The organism is Streptomyces sp. NPDC001970, from assembly GCF_053594115.1.
In genome coordinates, this window is the sequence record NZ_JBSFDW010000017.1 from 30,989 (window position 1) to 48,881 (window position 17,893).

The 17,893-nt window shown below is 72.1% G+C and carries 14 protein-coding genes and 1 pseudogene; 9 read left to right on the plus strand and 6 right to left on the minus strand.

From position 1 onward, the window contains the following. The first annotated feature begins 340 nt into the window (after window positions 1–340). Together ACWCP0_RS21105 and ACWCP0_RS21110 are read left to right on the plus strand one after the other, a co-directional pair. Window positions 341–1,378 carry a rod shape-determining protein gene (locus ACWCP0_RS21105; RefSeq protein WP_451080336.1) on the plus strand — a complete coding sequence of 346 codons (1,038 nt, stop codon included), beginning with the start codon at window positions 341–343 and terminating at the stop codon, window positions 1,376–1,378. A gap of 43 nt (window positions 1,379–1,421) precedes the next feature. Then, window positions 1,422–2,951: a GAF domain-containing sensor histidine kinase gene (locus ACWCP0_RS21110; RefSeq protein ID WP_451080449.1), complete on the plus strand. Its 1,530-nt coding sequence runs from the start codon at window positions 1,422–1,424 to the stop codon at window positions 2,949–2,951. A 331-nt stretch (window positions 2,952–3,282) separates the two neighbouring features. On the opposite strand, the gene ACWCP0_RS21115 is transcribed toward ACWCP0_RS21110, so the two are convergent. Next, on the minus strand, window positions 3,283–3,711 hold the full coding sequence (locus ACWCP0_RS21115; protein WP_451080337.1) for an Lrp/AsnC family transcriptional regulator: 429 nt from the start codon (window positions 3,709–3,711) through the stop codon (window positions 3,283–3,285). Between the two features lie 70 nt (window positions 3,712–3,781). On the opposite strand from ACWCP0_RS21115, the gene ACWCP0_RS21120 reads away from it, so the two are divergent. The 3 genes and pseudogenes from ACWCP0_RS21120 to ACWCP0_RS21130 all read left to right on the plus strand — a co-directional run bounded on the left by ACWCP0_RS21120 (window position 3,782) and on the right by ACWCP0_RS21130 (window position 7,011). Further along, window positions 3,782–4,441: a LysE family transporter gene (locus ACWCP0_RS21120; RefSeq protein ID WP_451080338.1), complete on the plus strand. Its 660-nt coding sequence runs from the start codon at window positions 3,782–3,784 to the stop codon at window positions 4,439–4,441. 452 nt (window positions 4,442–4,893) lie between these two features. After that, window positions 4,894–6,564, plus strand: a pseudogene (gene ctaD, locus ACWCP0_RS21125) (aa3-type cytochrome oxidase subunit I); the annotation flags it as partial. Window positions 6,565–6,654: 90 nt separating this feature from the next. After that, complete coding sequence (locus tag ACWCP0_RS21130; RefSeq protein WP_351236162.1) at window positions 6,655–7,011, plus strand: hypothetical protein; 357 nt, start codon at window positions 6,655–6,657, stop codon at window positions 7,009–7,011. Window positions 7,012–7,074: 63 nt separating this feature from the next. Here ACWCP0_RS21130 and ACWCP0_RS21135 read toward each other — a convergent pair whose 3' ends face one another. Both ACWCP0_RS21135 and ACWCP0_RS21140 read right to left on the minus strand, forming a co-directional pair. After that, a complete protein-coding gene (locus ACWCP0_RS21135; protein ID WP_451080339.1) occupies window positions 7,075–7,203 on the minus strand; it encodes a hypothetical protein in 129 nt (42 codons plus the stop codon). Then, window positions 7,200–7,760 carry an esterase/lipase family protein gene (locus ACWCP0_RS21140; protein WP_451080340.1) on the minus strand — a complete coding sequence of 187 codons (561 nt, stop codon included), beginning with the start codon at window positions 7,758–7,760 and terminating at the stop codon, window positions 7,200–7,202. The genes ACWCP0_RS21135 and ACWCP0_RS21140 overlap by 4 nt, the downstream gene beginning before the upstream one ends. Before the next feature lie 92 nt (window positions 7,761–7,852). Here ACWCP0_RS21140 and ACWCP0_RS21145 point away from each other — a divergent pair, with 92 nt between their 5' ends. From ACWCP0_RS21145 to ACWCP0_RS21160, 4 genes are all read left to right on the plus strand, one after another. After that, window positions 7,853–9,319 carry an acyl-CoA synthetase gene (locus ACWCP0_RS21145; protein ID WP_451080341.1) on the plus strand — a complete coding sequence of 489 codons (1,467 nt, stop codon included), beginning with the start codon at window positions 7,853–7,855 and terminating at the stop codon, window positions 9,317–9,319. Next, window positions 9,312–10,985 carry a carboxyl transferase domain-containing protein gene (locus ACWCP0_RS21150; RefSeq protein WP_451080342.1) on the plus strand — a complete coding sequence of 558 codons (1,674 nt, stop codon included), beginning with the start codon at window positions 9,312–9,314 and terminating at the stop codon, window positions 10,983–10,985. The genes ACWCP0_RS21145 and ACWCP0_RS21150 overlap by 8 nt, the downstream gene beginning before the upstream one ends. 110 nt (window positions 10,986–11,095) lie before the next feature. Then, complete coding sequence (locus ACWCP0_RS21155; protein ID WP_351236209.1) at window positions 11,096–11,347, plus strand: DUF6400 family protein; 252 nt, start codon at window positions 11,096–11,098, stop codon at window positions 11,345–11,347. Further along, window positions 11,331–11,576 carry a hypothetical protein gene (locus tag ACWCP0_RS21160; protein ID WP_451080343.1) on the plus strand — a complete coding sequence of 82 codons (246 nt, stop codon included), beginning with the start codon at window positions 11,331–11,333 and terminating at the stop codon, window positions 11,574–11,576. The genes ACWCP0_RS21155 and ACWCP0_RS21160 overlap by 17 nt, the downstream gene beginning before the upstream one ends. A gap of 119 nt (window positions 11,577–11,695) precedes the next feature. On the opposite strand, the gene ACWCP0_RS21165 is transcribed toward ACWCP0_RS21160, so the two are convergent. The 3 genes from ACWCP0_RS21165 to ACWCP0_RS21175 all read right to left on the minus strand — a co-directional run bounded on the left by ACWCP0_RS21165 (window position 11,696) and on the right by ACWCP0_RS21175 (window position 17,834). Next, window positions 11,696–15,376: a S8 family serine peptidase gene (locus ACWCP0_RS21165; protein WP_451080344.1), complete on the minus strand. Its 3,681-nt coding sequence runs from the start codon at window positions 15,374–15,376 to the stop codon at window positions 11,696–11,698. A 164-nt stretch (window positions 15,377–15,540) separates the two neighbouring features. Beyond that, window positions 15,541–16,836 carry an MFS transporter gene (locus ACWCP0_RS21170; RefSeq protein ID WP_451080345.1) on the minus strand — a complete coding sequence of 432 codons (1,296 nt, stop codon included), beginning with the start codon at window positions 16,834–16,836 and terminating at the stop codon, window positions 15,541–15,543. A gap of 182 nt (window positions 16,837–17,018) precedes the next feature. After that, entirely contained in the window at window positions 17,019–17,834 is an 816-nt protein-coding gene (locus ACWCP0_RS21175; protein ID WP_451080450.1) for a phosphate ABC transporter ATP-binding protein, read from the minus strand. Window positions 17,835–17,893 lie beyond the last annotated feature (59 nt).

Sequence of the window (17,893 nt, forward strand, 5' to 3'; positions counted from 1 at the left end):
GCGGCCCACGTAACGGCGCGCCACAGGCCACCCGACCGAGGATCCAGGGGGTGCCCCCCGAAAGACACAGCCACGCGAGGGTTGCACCAGCGGCCCACGTAACGGCGCGCCACAGGCCACCCGACCGAGAGTCCAGGGGGTGCCCCCCGAAAGACACAGCCACGCGAGGGTTGCACCAGCGGCCGTGTGACCACCCCCGTGTTCGGGATGCCGGTCGCCGTCGCTGCTGATGTGACGTCAGGTACGAGCCCTCCCCCACCCCCCGACCGGCTCAGCCCAGCGCGCGCCGGGCCGCGGGTGATCGCACCATGCGAAGAGAACCGCTCTCGGGAGGAACGGCATGACCGTCAGTCTTGAGCAGTTGCGCCGATGCCAAGTCGCCGTCGATCTGGGCGCCGCGAGGACCCGTGTCTTCGTCAAGGGCGTCGGGCTCGTCGTCGACCAGCCGAGCGTAGCCGCCGTCAACACCCGGAACGGAGCCCTCATCGCCGTCGGGGAGTTCGCCGAGAAGATGACCGGGCGGACGCCCGACTACATCCGGGTCGTACGGCCCGTCAGCGGTGGCACCGTCGTCGACATCGAGATGGCCCAGCGGATGCTGCGCCATCTGCTCGGCGAGAAGCTCCGCCGCCAGCTGCGCCGCAAGCCCCGGCTGCGGGCCGCGGCCTGCACCCCGCACGACGCCGATCCGCTCGCGCAGCGCGCCACCGTGGAGACGCTCGTCGGACTCGGCGCGCGGCGCGTCGAGCTCGTCGACACGCTGATCGCGGCGGCCGTCGGATGCGGGCTGCCGGTGGAGCAGCCGACCGCCACCATGATCATGGTGTGCGGGGCCGCCACCACCCAGATCGCCGTCCTCTCGCTCGGTTCGATCGTCACCGCCGTACGGATCCCCGTCGGCGGTGACGCCGTCGACCACGCCGTCATCCAGCACCTGCGCCACCAGCACGAGCTGATGCTGCCCAGCCAGTCCGTACGCCCCCTCCAGCTCGCCCTCAGCGGCAACGGCCTCACCCCCGACGGGCCCGACGTCACCGAGATCCACGGCCGCGACGTCGCCACCGGGCTCGCCCGTTCGGTGAAGGTCGACACCGCCGCCGTGCGCGACGCGATCCACACCCCGCTCACCGCCGTGCTCGACGGCATCGGGAAGATCCTGCGCGAGTGCCCGCCGGACCTGGTCGCCGACCTGGCCGACCTCGGGATCATGATGGTCGGCGGCAGCGCGCTGCTGCCCGGACTCGATCAGATGCTGCGCGACGCGACCGGGATGCCGGTGAACATCGCCGAGCGGCCCGACGTGTGCGCGGTGCTCGGGCTCGGGGAGATGCTGGAGGGCCGTATCCAGGCGATGATCCTCGATCCGCTCACCGCCTGAGGATGCCCCCGGTCAGGGCGGAGCGGGCAGGGCCCCGGCGAAGCTGCCCGTGCTGCTGGAGGCGGTGCTGAGCGTCGGCACCGACCTCGAACTGCGCACCACCCTCCAGCACATCGTGGACTGGGCGGCCACGCTGATCGGCGCCCGGTACGGGGCGCTCGGTGTCGTCGACCCCGAACGCGCCCGGATCACCGAACTGTTCACCACCGGCCTGACCGGCGACGAACGCGAGCGGATCGGACGCCTCCCGGACGGGCGGTGCGGACTCATCGGCGCGCTGATCCAGGATCCGCGGCCGCTGCGGCTCGACGACCTGACGGCCGATCCGCGCTCGTGCGGTGTGCCGGACGGCCATCCCGAGATGCATTCGTTCGTCGGTGTGCCCATCCGGGTGCACACGGAGGTGTTCGGCAACCTCTACCTCACCGAGAAACGCTCCGGCAGCTTCACCGACGACGACCTGGCGCTGCTGCGGGTCCTCGGTTCCCAGGCCGGCATCGCGATCGGCAATGCGCGGCTGTACGAGGCGGCGCGTCAGCGCGAGCGCTGGATCGACGGCGCGGCGGCGGTGACGACGGCGCTGCTCACCGGAGAGAGCGCCTCGGACGCCCTGATGACCGTGGCCGAGCAGGCGCGGATACTCGCGGACGCCTCCGCCGGGGTGGTCCTCCAGCCCACGGAGGACGGCGGGATGGAGATCGTCGCGGCCTCGACGCTGGACGACCCCGGCGATCTGGTCGGTACGACGATCGCGCCGGGGTCGGCGGTGCTCGCCCGACTCCTCGGTGGTGAACCGGTGTTCATCGAGGACTCCGCGACCGATCCCCGTATGACGACGCTTGTGCGGCACCGTTTCGGGCCTTCGATGATGCTGCCGCTGCAGAGCGGCGGGAAGCTCATCGGCACGCTCGCCCTGCCGAGGCGGCGCGGCGGGCGCCCGTACACCGCCGTGGACCGGCTGCTGGCCTCGCAGTTCGCCTCCCAGGCGGCGCTGGCGCTGGTCCTCGCGGACGCGCGGCACAACCGGGAGCAGCTCGCCGTGTACGAGGACCGCGACCGGATCGCCCGCGATCTGCACGACCTCGTCGTCCAGCGGCTCTTCGCCACGGAGATGATGCTGGAGTCGACCAGGCGGCGGGCGGCGGGGGCGGAGCCCGGGGAGGACGAGTTGCTCGGGCGGGCCGTGGACGAACTGGATTCCACGATCCAGGAGGTCCGCACGGCGATCTTCGCGTTGCAGCAGCCGCCGGCGGAGGCGCCGACGTCGTTCCGGGGGCGGGTGCTGAGGGAGACGGGCGGGGCGGCGGTGCTGCTCGGCTTCCAGCCGTCGGTGCACTTCACCGGGCCGGTGGACGCGCTGGTGCGGGAGCCGCAGGCCGGTCGGCTCCTGACGGCCCTGCGGGGCGCGCTCGCGGCGGCGCACCGACGGGCCGGGCTGACCGCGGTCGGCGTGGAGGTCGATGCGACGGTGACGCTTCCGGACGGGCGTCCGGGGCTGCGGCTGACGGTGACGGACGACGGAATGCGGGAGGACGGCGGCTCGGGCACGACGACGACATGGACCGGAGGCTGACGCCCTCGGACCCCCGCGGCTGCCCGGCGCCGCGGCGGCCGGGCGGGGTGCGGGGTGACACGGTGACGCGCCGGCGCCCGGTGTGTCCGTCCTCGAACTCCCCCGGAGCTTCGCCTGGGAGGTGCCCCCCAACAGGCTGGGTGTCACGGGGGCACCCGGTGCCGTGCGGTTGCCGTCGGGGTCCGCTCCGGGGCTCGTGTCCAGGACTGCCGGTCCTCACCGCACTCCGCGCGGACCGCGGGCGCCTTCACGTCCGGAACACCACCCCTACGCGTCCCCCCTCGGGCGCCGGCCCCCGCGGCTGAGCCCGGTGGGCGGGAGCCCCGATCGGCTACCTCGCCGTGCGCAACGCGATGCGGGTGCTGGACTGGGCGACGCCCGCTTCGCGTTTGAGGCGGCGTAGGAGGGTGTCGAGGGCCGTCGGATCGGCGGCGCGGGCGCGGACGAGGTAGTCGTGGGCGCCCGTGACGTGGACGACCTCCGTGATGCCCGGGAAGCGGCGCACCGCGTCCTCGAACTCCTCGTTCGTCGTGTCCAGGCGCAGCGTGATGTCGATGAAGACGACGAGTCCCTCCCGGGCGCCGGCCGCCGCCGGGTCGACCAGCGTCGTGAAGCCGCGGATGACGCCTTCGCGGCGCATCCGCCGCACCCGGTCGGCCGCCGCGTTCGCGCTCAGCCCGACCCGTACACCCAGATCGCGGTACGAGATCCGCGCATCCTCCTGCAATACACCGAGGATTTCGCTGTCGAGGGGGTCCATACCGCGATTGTCGCAGTGCGCGCCCGAAATCGGCCGCGCGGGCCACGGGCACCGTCCGATGGTGTGCGCCATGAGCGAGACGTGGACGACGGCGGTCGCCGGCGCGGCCGCCGGCCTTGGCGTGGCGATGCCGCTGGGTGCGGTGGGGGTTCTGCTGATCCAGGAGGGGATGCGCGAGCGCCGCGGCGCCGTCGCCGCGGCCGCCGCGGTGGCGGTGGTCGACATGGCGTACGCGGCGGTGGCGACGGCCCTCGGCCCGCTGGTCGCGTCCGTGCTCTCGGGGGCCGAGGCGTGGGTGCGACTGGTGTCGGCGGCCGTGCTGATGGTGATCGCGGTCCGGGGGCTGTGGGCCTCACGGTCGGCACGGTCGGCACGGTCGGCACGGCCGGCAGGCGACGAGACCGCTTCGACGGCGGAGGCCGCCGAGGGGGCCGGCGGGCCGGTGCGGACCTTCACCCGGTTCGCCGCGTTGACCCTGGTGAACCCCACCACCGCCCTGTACTTCGCGGCGCTCACCACCGCCCAGGGCTCCACCCTCAGCGGCGGCACGGCAGGAGTGGTGTTCGTGGCCGGGGTCCTCGCCGCGTCGTTCGTGTGGCAGCAGTTGCTCGTCGCCGCGAGCGGGCTGGCGGGGTCGCGGATCGGCGCGCGGGCGCGGGCCTGGACGTTTCGCGTGGGGTACGGCCTGGTGGCCGTGTACGCGGTGAAGATCGCCCTCCCGCTTCCGTGAGGGAGGTGAGCCGGTTGCCGTGAGCCGCAGCCGGCCCTCCCCTGCTCACTTCCGGGCGTGGAATCCGAAGGCGCCGCCCGGGCGGCTGCAAGGACCGGCTCGGCATGAGCTCCTTCGAGAAGTCCGCTGGTGGCAGTGCCGGTTCCGGTGGGGCCGCTCGGGCGGATCCCGGCGGGCGCTCACCGACCGGCCGCTGCCGACGGGCGGCGGCTCCCGCCCGCGCCGCCGGAGCAGATGGCTCCGACGATGAAGTGACGAATAGTTCACGCACCGCGGGCCGACCCGGAGAATTCCTCGATTTCGATGGAGTATCACCCGAACAGCCGATATCCAGGCGGGACGTGAGTCGGGGCGTGCGGATAGATTGCCCAGCGGGCATGCATGTGTATCGAGTGAAGCATGACTGCAAGCCTTGGGGCGGGGTCCGGGAGCCTATTTCTGCGGGAGTTTGTGTGAACGGTGACGTGGGAACCCAGTCCGGCATTCCGCCGGCGGATGCCTATGAGAATGAAGTTCCCCTGCGCCGCCACGCGCCCGGCAATGTGGTGGTGAAGTGGCTGACCACCACCGACCACAAGACCATCGGCACGCTGTATCTGGTCACATCGTTCGGCATGTTCCTCCTCGGCGGTGTCCTGGCGCTCTTCATGCGCGCCGAGCTGGCCCGTCCGGGTGCGCAGCTCATGTCGAACGAGCAGTTCAACCAGGCGTTCACGATGCACGGCACGATCATGCTGCTGATGTTCGCGACGCCGCTGTTCGCCGGCTTCACGAACTGGATCATGCCGCTGCAGATCGGCGCGCCCGACGTGGCGTTCCCGCGGCTGAACATGTTCGCGTACTGGCTGTACCTCTTCGGCTCGATCATCGCGCTGTCCGGCTTCCTCACCCCGCAGGGTGCGGCCGACTTCGGCTGGTTCGCCTACTCCCCACTGACGGACGCGGTCCACTCGCCGGGGGTCGGGGGCGATCTGTGGATCATGGGTCTGGCCTTCTCCGGCTTCGGCACGATCCTCGGTGCGGTCAACTTCATCACCACGATCATCTGCATGCGCGCGCCCGGCATGACGATGTTCCGTATGCCGGTCTTCACCTGGACCGTGCTGCTGACCGCTGTGCTGGTGCTGCTCGCCTTCCCGGTGCTGGCGGCGGCCCTGTTCGCCCTGGAGGCGGACCGCAAGTTCGGCGCCCACGTCTTCGACTCCGCCAACGGCGGCGCGGTGCTGTGGCAGCACCTCTTCTGGTTCTTCGGGCACCCAGAGGTGTACATCATCGCCCTGCCGTTCTTCGGCATCATCTCCGAGGTCATCCCGGTCTTCAGCCGCAAGCCCATCTTCGGTTACATCGGCCTGGTGGCCGCGATCATCGCGATCGCCGGTCTGTCCATCACCGTATGGGCCCACCACATGTTCGTCACCGGCGCTGTGCTGCTGCCGTTCTTCTCCTTCGTGTCCTTCCTGATCGCGGTGCCGACCGGTGTGAAGATCTTCAACTGGGTCGGCACCATGTGGAAGGGCTCACTGTCCTTCGAGACCCCGATGCTCTGGACGATCGGCTTCCTGATCACCTTCACCTTCGGTGGTCTGACCGGTGTCATCCTGGCCTCGCCCCCGATGGACTTCCACGTCTCCGACTCGTACTTCGTCGTCGCGCACTTCCACTACGTCGTCTTCGGCACCGTGGTGTTCGCGATGTTCGCCGGATTCCACTTCTGGTGGCCGAAGTTCACGGGCAAGATGCTGGACGAGCGGCTCGGCAAGATGACCTTCTGGACGCTGTTCATCGGCTTCCAGGGCACGTTCCTCGTCCAGCACTGGCTGGGTGCCGAGGGCATGCCGCGCCGTTACGCGGACTATCTGGCCGCCGACGGCTTCACCACGCTGAACACCATCTCCACGATCAGCTCGTTCCTGCTCGGCCTGTCGATGCTGCCGTTCCTCTACAACGTCTGGAAGACCGCCAAGTACGGCAAGAAGGTCGCGGTCGACGACCCGTGGGGCTACGGCCGTTCGCTCGAATGGGCGACGTCCTGCCCGCCGCCGCGGCACAACTTCCTCACCCTGCCACGGATCCGTTCCGAATCCCCGGCGTTCGACCTGCACCATCCGGGCCTCGCCGCCATGCATTACAACCGCCCCGCCGAGGACGGTGAACTGGTCAGGCGGGACCGCGGCGGCTCCGCGGAGCGCGGCGATCAAGACGGGCGGTCATGAATGAACGGCCCCTCGGGGGACCCGGTCTCGGAGACCGCAGCAGGTATCAACAGGATTGAGGGGTATCTGCTCGTCCAGAGCAGAATTCAGGAAGCCCGGCGCGACGCAGAGAAATTCGCCGATCAAATGTACTGGCTCACCTCCAGCCAGCGGCTCGAGATCGTCAACCTCTACACGCAGGACCGCATGGCTGTCACGAAGCGGTCCCTGGAAATGACGGCCGCCCGCGCCCAGGAGTTGCGCCGGGAGTACGCCGCGCGGTACGCCGCGCTCAAGCAACGTCTGCTGTGCATCTGCGTCGCCACAGTCATCATGAGTCTCGCACTGGCCTTGGCCATGCTGATCGTCCTCGCATGACCTGCCGTACATGACCTGCCGTCGCCAGGGCCACCGCAGCTTCCACGTCCCCGGCCTGCGCACCTAGGTGCGCAGGAACGCGCGAACGCCCTGCGAGACCGCGTCGTCGCCGAGCAGGGCGTTGTGGTCGAGGCACCCGGCGGCGTTGTTCGTGGCCCCGGTCAGGGGAACGCTGCTGTCCGGGTTGATCATCTCGTCGCAGTGGACCACCAGGTCGCGTACTTCACCGCGTCCGGGGTCTCGTCGCCGGACGCGAGGTTCGTCTGGACGTACGAGCCGGGCGTCATGTCGCGGCAGGCCTGGTCCCAGAGGGCGCAGGCCCAGGCGACGGAGGTGCCGTGGTTGGGGCCGCCGAGGGAGACCCAGTGGGCGACGGTCCCGGTGCCGCCGCCGAACTTCACGTACCAGCGCGTCACGAGGCTGCCGAAGGAGTGGGCGACGACATCGACGCGCTCGGCGCCGGTCCGGCGGCGGACGTCCTCGACGTACGAGGCGAAGTTGCCGGAGAGGGTCTCGTTGACGCACCGGTGGGTGTCGTACCCCCAGGAGAAGAGCTCGGCGTCGGTGTAGCCGTCGGCCTTGAGGTCGTCGCGGAGGCTGCCCCAGACGCCGGGGTCGGCGTTGTAGCCGTGGACGAGGACGACGGGGTTGCGCGCGGCGCGGGCCTGGGCATGTGCCTGGGCCGGGGGGACGAGGAGCGCGACGAGGACGGCGAAGAGCATGATCGTTCGTGCGCGCGCTACGGCCACGGCATTCCCCTCGGCGAGTATTCGGGAGAATGGTGGGGGCTGCGGGCGGGGATGACCAGCCCCGTGCACGCGTGACGTGAGGAGGACGACGAGTGAGTGCCCTGTTTCCGGCCCTGGCCGCGGGTGACGAGTGTTCCGGCCGGCCCGCACTGCGCTTCGGCGACCGTGCGCTGGCCTACGGTGAGCTCGCCGCGGCGGCCGGCTCGCTGGCGGGCCGGCTCCCGGAGGCGGGGCGGGTCGCCGTGTGGGCCACGCCGTCGCTGGAGACCGCGGTCGGGGTGGTCGCCGCGCTGCTCGCGGGGGTGCCCGCGGTACCGCTCAACCCGAAGACCGGCGAGCGGGAACTGGCCCACATCGTCGGGGACAGCACGCCGTCGCTGGTGCTGGCGGGGCCGGAGGACGAACTTCCGCCGGTGCTGGGCGGGTTGGAGCGCGTGGACATCCCGGTGGCGCCGCCGTCCGGCCGGCCCGAGCTGCCTCCCGAGCCGGACCCGGGCGCTCCCGCACTGATCGTCTACACGTCGGGGACGACGGGCCCGCCCAAGGGTGCCGTGCAGCCCCGGCGGGCGATCGCGGCGACGCTGGACGCGCTGGAGGACGCGTGGGCGTGGACCGGTGACGATGTCCTCGTGCAGGCCCTGCCGCTGTTCCATGTGCACGGGCTGATCCTGGGGATCCTCGGGCCACTGCGGCGGGGCGGTTCGGTGCGGCACCTCGGGAGGTTCTCGCCGGAGGGCGTGGCGCGGGAGCTCGGGGCGGGCGGGACGATGCTCTTCGGGGTGCCGACCATGTACCACCGGCTGGCCGAAGCGGTGGAGGACGACCCGGAGTTGCGCAAGGCGCTGGCCGGCGCGCGGCTGCTGGTGTCGGGCTCGGCGGCACTGCCGGTCCACGACCACGAGCGGATCTTCGCGGCGACGGGGCGCCGGGTCGTCGAGCGGTACGGGATGACCGAGACCCTGATGAACACGAGTGTCCGCGTGGACGGCGAGCCGCGCCCGGGGTCCGTCGGTCTGCCACTGCCGGGCGTCGAGCTGCGGCTCGTCGAGGACGACGGCTCCGAGATCACCGCGTACGACGGTGAGACGGCAGGCGAGATCCAGGTGCGCGGCCCGAACCTGTTCACCGCGTACCTGAACCGGCCGGACGCGACGGCGGCGGCCTTCGACGGGGACTGGTTCCGTACGGGGGACATGGCGGTCCGGGACGCGGACGGTCACGTACGGATCGTGGGCCGCAGGGCGACGGACCTGATCAAGAGCGGCGGCTACAAGATCGGCGCCGGGGAGATCGAGAACGCGCTGCTGGAGCACCCCGGGGTGCGGGAGGCGGCGGTGACCGGTGAGCCGGACCCGGATCTGGGCGAGCGGGTGGTGGCGTGGGTGGTGCCGGCGGATCCGGCGAGCCCGCCGGCCGCGCGGGAGCTGGCGGACCATGTGGCCGGGCAACTGGCCCCGCACAAGCGGCCGCGCACGGTCCGCTTCCTCGACGCACTGCCCCGCAACGACATGGGCAAGATCATGAAGCGGGCACTGACCGACGGCCGGGCCGATGTCTGACGGGCTGACCGCGCGTGAAGCGATCGCGCTGGTCGCGGACGGGTTCGAGGAGGCGCGACCCGGAACCGGGGCCGCGCCGGGGGCCGCGCCCGCATCCGCGTCCGCATCCGGCGACGGGCCCATCGGCTGGGCCGGTTACGGCGCCTCGCGGGCCAGGGCGGTGGCGCGGACCGGCGAGGAGGAGTCGGTCCTCTGGGGCACCGCGGAGTTCTGCGGGCGGCGTGCCGTGGTCGTCTCCTTCGAGTTCCCCTTCATGGGCGGGTCGCTGGGTGAGCGGACCGGGGACCGGCTGGAGGCGGCGTACGCGCACGCGCGCACCGCGTGTCTCCCGCTGGTGTCGCTGATCGCGACCGGTGGCAGCCGGATGCAGGAGGGCATGGTCGCCCTCACCCAGCTGCAGCGCGTGGCCCGCGCCTCGGCCCTCGTCCGCGCGGCCGGGCTCCCGCAGGTCGCGGTCGTCCGTGACCCCACGACGGGCGGCGGCTGGGCCACGCTCGGCGCGGGCGCGGACGTGATCCTCGCCCTGCCCGGGGCCCAGATCGGCTTCGCGGGCTCCCGGGTGCGCCCGCCGGACGCCGATCCGTTCGCGTACACGGCGGAGGGCCAGCTGGCCGCCGGGCAGATCGACGCGATCGTCCGCCCGGAGGAGCTGCGCCCGACGCTGGCGCTGTGGCTGACCCTGCTGACGGGCGGGTCGCGGCCACCGGAACCTGTCGCCGGACGGCCTTCCGGACCGGGCTCCCCCGCCGCGACGGCGGGCAGCCGGGCTGCCGCGACGGCTGGCGGCTCGGCTGCCGCGACGGCGGTCGGCTCGGCTGCCGGCAGCGGCGAAGCCGGACGCGGGACGCCCCCTCCGGACAGGGCGTCGCCCACGGGAGACGCGGCGGTCTCGAAGACAGCGGCGGAGCCGCGGGCCGGTGCACGCACGCCCGTGGCCACCGGAGCGCCGGCCACGCACGGGCCCTCCGGAGCCGTCGCGGCCGGCGCGGAGGAAGTCCGCCGCGGCGGCCCGCCCGTCCCCCCGCCCGCCGCCCTCGGCGCCACGACGGTCGCGCCCACCGGCTGGGCAGCGGTCCAGCAGGCACGGTCGGCCCGGCGCCCGCGGGCCGGGGCCTATCTCGACGCGTACTTCGACGAGCGCCTCGCGGTCCGGGGCGAACGCCGTGGCGGCACGGGCGCCGGGATGCTCTGCGGCTTCGGGCTGCGGGGCGGGCGGTCGGTCGCGTACGCCGCGCAGACGGGGACCGCGACACGGCCCGCCGGGTACCGGACGGCCGCCCGGCTGATCCGGCTCGCGGACCGGCTGGGCATTCCCGTGCTGACGCTCGTGGACACGCCCGGCGCCGCCAATGACGCCGAGGCGGAGCGGGACGGCGCGGGCGCGGCCATCGCCGAGGTGTTCGCGGCGATAGCCGAGGCGCGGGTCCCGGTGACGACGCTGCTGATCGGTGAGGGCGGGTCGGGCGGCGCCCTGGCACTGGCCGCTCCGGGCCACACCTGGGCCACGCCGGACAGCTACTTCTCCGTCATCGCCCCGGAACTCGCCGCGGCCATCCTCAAGCGCGCCCCGTCCGACGCTCCCGCGACCGCGGACCAGCTGCGGCTGCGGCCGCAGGACCTGGTGGAGTTCGGCGTCGTACGCGGAATCGTGACAAGTCAGGAGTAACAGGACAAGGCACTCATGAAGTGCGTCACAGCCGAACCGCGACGCTTCACTCTCGTCCCCGCCCTCTGATAAACGTGGCAGACCTCTACTGCACCACCGGAAGTCTCGCCATGGACCAGGACAGCGCCCCCGGCCACATACCCTTCACGATCGACCTGACCTTCGAGGAGGCCAGGCGACGCGCCGAGGTCGTGGCGGCGCTCGGTCCCGACTGGGACCCGATCGCCGCGCTGCAGGGTGAGGACGAGGCCTACGCGCTCCTGTACTCCGGCCTCGACGCCGAGCAGCAGCGCACGTACGACATGCTCGTGGCCGCCGGTGTCCTGCCCGGAGGGGAGCCCGGCCGTGCGGCTGCCCATTGATCCGCAGGCGGACATCGCCCGCCGCGCCTGGGTGCCCTGCCCCCGCTGCGACGACGCGAAGGACTGCGCCGACTGCACCGACGGGCGGAACTGCCGGGAGCACTGGCGGTACCTGATCTCCAACAAGGGGGCGGTCGTCCACCTCCAGTGCCCGGGCTGCACCCATATGTGGTCGCTCGACACCCGGCGTCGCACGGGCCGCCCGGCGGGCGACGCACCCACCTGCTGAACGGCCCGGCCCGGCGCCGAACCCCGGTACAACGCCGAAAAGCCCGGTACCACGCCGAACGGCCCGGTACGGCGCCGCTTCGCCGTACCGGGCCTCTGCTCCGGGGATCGGTCAGCGTGTCACTTCACGCCGACCGCCCGGATGATCTCCTGCTTCACCGAGCCGCCCCGGTCGTCGGTCGCCGAGGCACGCAGGGAGAGGTGGTCGGCGCTCTTCGGCACCCACAGCGACGCCTCCCACGCGGCGGACTTGCCGCGTACGCCGTCGAGCCGGACCTTCGACCACGTCTTCCCGTCGTCGTACGACACCTCCAGCGCGGCGCCGGTGATCGCGCCGGTGCCGACGGCGCCCTTCACGTACTCGGAGAAGATCCCGACGTCGAGCTTGTTCCCCGACCGCACATTGCCGTTGAGGTCGGTGTCGACGTCGAAGCCGAGGTTCAGCAGCGGCAGGAAGGTCCACCGGTCGTCCGGGGTCTCCTTGGACCGGAAGGTCCACTCGGAGTGGCCGCGGGTGGAAAGCACCCACCGCTCCGGGTCCATCGTCGTGTCCGTGACGACCCTGAACTCCTGCTCGGTCGACTTGACGTTCCGGGCGTACGCGCCCGAGCTCATCTTGCGGTCGACCCGCACGCCGTCCACGTACACCTCGGTGAACTGGGTCATCGAGTCGTCGCTCCACACGTCGCCGAAGCCGGTGTGGTCCGGGCCCGAGTCGCCCCAGCCGGGCGTGTTGAACTGCAGGTTGTTGCCGGCGCGCTCCTGACCCCAGCCGAGTCCGGTGCCGAGCCACGGGTGCCAGACCGGCTTGAACCAGTTGAGCGTGGAGCGGGTGCCGCCCTTGTAGACGGGTGTGCCGCTGCGCTGCTCGACGGCGCCCGGGCCGTTGGTGACGGACTCGTGCCAGCGCTGGCCGGGGCCGGTGCTGACGTAGTCCGTGCGCTCCACCGGGAAGGCGACCTTCTCCTGGAAGCCGAAGCCGATCGGGAAGGTGTCGGTGATCGAGTAGCGGAAGTCGCTGCCGTCCGCGGCCTTCGTGGCGTGGAACCTGGTGTTCAGTACGGCCAGATCACGCTCGCCGGGCCGGTAGGTGAGGTCCCGGTCCGGCACCGCGCCCCGGTGGCCCTCGGAGAGGTCGTACACGTACGGCGTGTACCGGGTACCGGTCAGCTCCACCCGCTCGTGCCGGGCGGCCGCGGCGATCAGCCGTGCCCCGTCGGCGGCGTTGACGGTCACGACGTGCAGCGGACGGTCCTCGTACTCGGCCGTGCCGAACCAGGCCATCAGCCGGCCGGGCGCGTCATCGGTGACGAACAGCGCCTTGGCGCCCGCGTCCTGCGCGTTCTGGGCGAGTCGTGCCGGGGTGACCGCGCCGGTGTGGCGGACGACGACGGCCTTGCCGCGCACGTCCTTGCCCTCGTAGGCGGCGGCGTCGCCGGTGCCCGCGTCCACGATGCCGAGGCGCAGCTCGCCGTCGAGGGGGGTCGTGCCGGCCTGCACCCTGGTGTCGCTGATCCGCTTGCCGCCGGCCTCGGCCTCCAGCATCGGCTTGCCGAGGCGCCAGACGGTCCGGTACTCGAAGGTGCCGGTGGCCGGCTTGCCGGTGGGCGCCGCAAAGACCGAGTCGTACTTGGGCGGCACCTGCACGGCCCCGCCGTAGTGGGATCCGTTCGCCTTCCGGTCGAACTCCATCAGCAGCTGACGGGTCTCGGTACGCCTGTCCACGTCGGCGCTGAGCTCACGCAGCTTCCGGCCGTCGAGGGTGATCTCGCGGTCCCGGTCGAGGGTGATCTCCGGCTCGGTGAGGAAACCGAGGCCGAGGGAGTCCTTGCCCTTGCTGCCGCGTACGTCGAGGAAGGTGTCGACCGTGTACGTGCCCGGCCTCAGGCGCAGCTCCAGCGTGCCGGATTCGCCGACCCTCTCGGGGAACGGGTCCTCGCCCTCGGCGAGCTTCTGCACGCCCAGGTAGGCGGCCGTCGGGGCACCGTCGCGGTCCTTCACGTGAACCGTGAGCGTGTACCGCTCCTCCTCCTTGACCAGGCCGATGGCGGTGCGGGCGACGACCGTGCCGTCGGCGGCGGTGGCGGTGATCCGGCCGCCGTTGTTGCCGACATCGGCCCTGGCGCCGTCACCGGTCACCGTCGTCTGCGCGGTGCCGTGCGCGGGCACGGTGAGCGTGGAGTCGGCGAGCGTGGCGACACCCGCCGGGGCGCCCTCGACGGCGAGCGTCAGCGTGACGGGCGCGTCGGTGTGGTTGGTGTACGTCACGGTCCTGGTGACCGGCTTGTTGGCCTCGTACGGCCAGCCGTAGAAGCCGAGGTCGGCTGAGCCGGTCGCGGTGATGCGGGCGCGGGTCGCGGCCGGTACGTCGACGCGGCCGGCGCCGAGCACGTACGGGCTCGCGTCGAGCGGCTTCGACGACGACATCAGCGCTTCCTTGAGCTGCGCGCCCGTCCAGTCGGGGTGCTCCTCGGCCAGCAGCGCGGCAACACCCGCGACATGCGGGGTGGCCATCGACGTACCGCTCATCGCGGTGTACAGGCCGCTGCCGGAGGAGAGCTGGGAACGCGCGGCGAGGATGCCGACACCCGGCGCGGACAGGTCGGGCTTGAGGGCGTGGTCGCCGTGGCGCGGGCCCTGGCTGGTGAAGTAGGCGGCCTCGTCGGCCGAGTCGACGGCACCGATCGTCAGCGCGGAGTCGGCGGTGCCGGGCGAGCCGAGGCTGCCGGGAGCGCCGGCGTTGCCCGCGGCGATGACGAAGAGGGCGCCGGTCTGGGCGCTGAGGGCGTTGACGGCCTCGGCCATCGGGTCGGTGCCGTCGCTCAGCTCCCGCGAACCGAGGCTCATCGACACGATCTTGGCGTCGATGTCCTTGGCGGCCCACTCCATGCCGGCGATGATCTGCGACTCGCTGCCGCTGCCCGCGTCGTCGAGGACCTTGCCCACGGCGAGGTCGGCACCGGGCGCGACGCCCTTCTCCCTGCCGTCGGAGCCCGCGCCGCTGCCGCCGACCGTGGAGGCGACATGGGTGCCGTGGCCGTGGCGGTCCGCGACCTCCTGGCCCTCGATGAAGCTCTTCGACTCACCGACGCGTCCGGCGAGATCGGGGTGGCCCGCGTCCACGCCCGTGTCGAGGACGGCGACCTTGACCCCCTGGCCGGTGAGTCCGGCCTCCCAGGCGTCGGGGGTGCCGATCTGGGCGTTGGACTCGGCCATGTCGGCCTCGACGCGTCCGTCGAGCCAGATCTTCTCGATGCCGCCGGAGAAGGCACGGCGGGTGGTGGCCACCGTGTCCCAGAGGATCCCCGGCTCGGCCTTCATCGCCACGCCGCCGATACTGGGGAGGGACCGTACGGTGTCCCCGCCGCGCGGGGTCGCGGCACGGCTGCCCTTGGCGTACGTGACGATCAGCGGGAGCGGTCCGCCTTCGGCGAGACCCTGCTCGATGAGCCCGGTGACGTCGAACAGCCGCTTGTCCAGGACCCCGGCGTCGAGGTAGGGCCGGGCCTCGTCGGGTACGACGGTGACACGGCCGTCCGATATCTCGCTGCGCACGGCACCGGTGGCGTCCTTGGGACGCTCGACGGCCACGGCTTTGCGGCCGCCGCCCAGATCGGTGACGGTGACCTTGTCACCGGTGATGAGGGTGACGGTGTGGCGGGGAGCCGCATCCGCAGGCGCGACACCGCCCTTGGGGCTCTCGGGGGTCTGGGCGGCGAGGGCCTGTCCGGCCGGGAGCAGTACGAGCGAGAGCCCGGCCGCCAGCAGCCGGGCTCTCCTTCTCGCGGGCGCTCTGGTCATGAGTGTCTCTCCTCGTACACCCGGTGAAGGGGTGGCTCCGGGCGTTTCGAAGAGTGTGGGGTGAACCCAAGTCGCTTGGGGCGGCCTGATGTTGGCGGTTACGTGCCATGGCGGATACCTGCCAGTCACCCGCGGCTTCCCGGCGTGTGCTGCCGCGGCTGCTCCTACGGCGTCGGCGTGCGGGCGTCGTACCGTACGAAACCGGGTGCGCGCAGGGTGAGCAGACCGATCGCCAGCACGCAGGCGAGCCCGCCGCCCGTGACGGCGACCGCGGGGGACGTGAGGCCGGCGACGGACCCGGCGAGGAAGTCCCCGAGGCGCGGCCCGCCCGCGACGACGACGATGAACACGCCCTGCAGGCGCCCGCGCATCTCGTCGGGCGCCGCCGCCTGCAGCATGGTGTTCCGGAACACCATGGACACGGTGTCCGCACAGCCCGCGAGGGCGAGGAAGAACAGCCCGAGCCAGAGGTTCCTGGTCAGCCCGAACACGGCGATCGCCGTCCCCCAGGCTGCGACGGCGAGCAGGATGGCCGCCCCGTGCCGCCGGATCCGCCCCAGCCAGCCGGAGAACACCCCTCCCATGAGGGCCCCGACGGCGGGTGCGGCGACGAGGAGCCCGGTGGTGCGGGCGTCACCGCCGTACCAGAGCACGGCGACGGCGGGGAACAGTGCCCGGGGGTGCGCAAGGATCATCGCGCAGAAGTCGGAGAAGAACGTCATGCGGATGTTCGGGCGGGTGGCGAGGAAGCGCAGCCCGTCGAGGACCGACGCCCGCTTCGCCGCCGTGCGGTCGCGGTCGGGCAGCATGGCGGGCAGCCGCCACATGGCGTAGAGGGAGGCGCCGAAGGCGACGGCGTCGACCAGGTACGCGGTCTGATAGCCCCCGTACCCGACGATCAGCCCTCCGAGCATCGGCCCGATCAGCATCCCCGAGGTCGTCGTCATGGAGCTGAGGGCGTTGGCCGCGGGCAACTGCTCGGGTGGCAGCAGTCGCGGGATCATCGAGGACCGCGCAGGCGCGTTGAGCGCGGCGCACACGGCCTGGAGCGCGACGACGCCGTACAGGAACCAGACGTGGTGGAACCCCGCGAACGCGGCGCACGCGAGCCCGGCCGACAGCACCGCGGACCCGCTCGCGCTGTACAACCCGAGCTTGCGCCGGTCGACGGTGTCGGCGACGGCTCCGCCGTACAGCCCGAAGACGATCAGGGGGACGAGGGAGAAGAGCCCGACGAGCCCGACGGAGAAGGTGGACCCGGTGATGTCGTACACCTGGAGGGAGATCGCCAGGGTGGTCATCCCCTGCCCGATCCACGAAACGGTGTTCCCGAACCACAGCCGCCGGTAGTGCACGGAGGTCCGCAGCGGGGTGAGGTCGGCGAGGACGCGGCCGCGTCCCTCGGGGGCCGGGGTGCCGGTGGGCGTGCCCGTGTTTGTGCCGGTGCCGGTGTCGGTCATGCGACGACGACCGCGGGGCGGGGGCGGTGAGCTATGGGCGGCATGGGGGAAGTATAGGGACGCATGAGCAAGGGCCCCTTACCGCACTGGGTGCGCGCGCGAGGGCGCCTGCGGCGGGCCCACCGGACGGTCCGGGGCCCCGGGGCCGGGCTCGGGGAGGAGGCCCGCCGCAGGTGGCGCCCCTACCCGAAGCGGCCCTCGACGTAGTCGGCCGTGCGCGGGTCCGAGGGGGTGCCGAACATGGCCGACGTGGGGCCGTGTTCGACGATCGCCCCCGGGGTGCCCTGCTCCGCGAGGAAGAACGCGCACTGGTCGGAGACCCGCGCCGCTTGCTGCATGTTGTGCGTGACGATCACGATCGTCACCTCGTGCGCCAGTTCCCGGATCGTCTCCTCGATACGGCGCGTGGACGTGGGGTCCAGCGCCGAGCACGGCTCGTCCATCAGCAGCACCTTGGGCCGCACCGCCAGGGACCGGGCGATGCACAGGCGCTGCTGCTGGCCTCCGGAGAGCGCCCCGCCGGGCTGGCGCAGGCGGGTGCGGACCTCCTTCCACAGACCCGCCTTGGTCAGGCACTCCTCGACGAGGTCGTCCTTGGCCGCGCCGCCCATGCGGATGCCGGTGAGCTTCAGGCCCGCGGTGACGTTGTCGTAGATGGACATCGCCGGGAACGGGTTGGGCTTCTGGAAGACCATGCCGACCTGGCGCCGGGCTTCCGTCAGCCGCTGCCCCGCCTCGTAGATGTCCTGCCCGTCGATCATCACCTCGCCCGCCAGCGAGGCGGACGGGACGAGCTCGTGCATGCGGTTGAGGATGCGCAGGAAGGTCGACTTGCCGCAGCCGGACGGGCCGATGAGCGCCGTGACCAGGCTCGCCGGCATGGTCAGCGACACGCGATCGAGGACTTTGTGGTCGCCGAACCAGGCCGAGATCCGCCGGGCGTCGAGGGTGGCCCCGGTGCCGCCGGTGCTCCGGGCCCCGCCGGGGTGCGTCGGCAGCGGAAGGGTGGTCTCGGTCCGCGTGCTCTGTTGGGTCACGGCATGTCCTTACTCATGAA

Excerpts from the sequence above, each read along its gene's own strand:
- ACWCP0_RS21115 (WP_451080337.1), bottom strand. The coding sequence starts at position 3,711 with ATGGACCCCCTCGACAGCGAAATCCTCGGTGTATTGCAGGAGGATGCG.
- ACWCP0_RS21135 (WP_451080339.1), bottom strand. The coding sequence starts at position 7,203 with ATGATCAACCCGGACAGCAGCGTTCCCCTGACCGGGGCCACGAACAAC.
- ACWCP0_RS21170 (WP_451080345.1), bottom strand. The coding sequence starts at position 16,836 with ATGACCGACACCGGCACCGGCACAAACACGGGCACGCCCACCGGCACC.
- ACWCP0_RS21130 (WP_351236162.1), top strand. The coding sequence starts at position 6,655 with ATGAACGGCCCCTCGGGGGACCCGGTCTCGGAGACCGCAGCAGGTATC.
- ACWCP0_RS21150 (WP_451080342.1), top strand. The coding sequence starts at position 9,312 with ATGTCTGACGGGCTGACCGCGCGTGAAGCGATCGCGCTGGTCGCGGAC.
- ACWCP0_RS21165 (WP_451080344.1), bottom strand. The coding sequence starts at position 15,376 with ATGACCAGAGCGCCCGCGAGAAGGAGAGCCCGGCTGCTGGCGGCCGGG.
- ACWCP0_RS21120 (WP_451080338.1), top strand. The coding sequence starts at position 3,782 with ATGAGCGAGACGTGGACGACGGCGGTCGCCGGCGCGGCCGCCGGCCTT.
- ACWCP0_RS21105 (WP_451080336.1), top strand. The coding sequence starts at position 341 with ATGACCGTCAGTCTTGAGCAGTTGCGCCGATGCCAAGTCGCCGTCGAT.
- ACWCP0_RS21155 (WP_351236209.1), top strand. The coding sequence starts at position 11,096 with ATGGACCAGGACAGCGCCCCCGGCCACATACCCTTCACGATCGACCTG.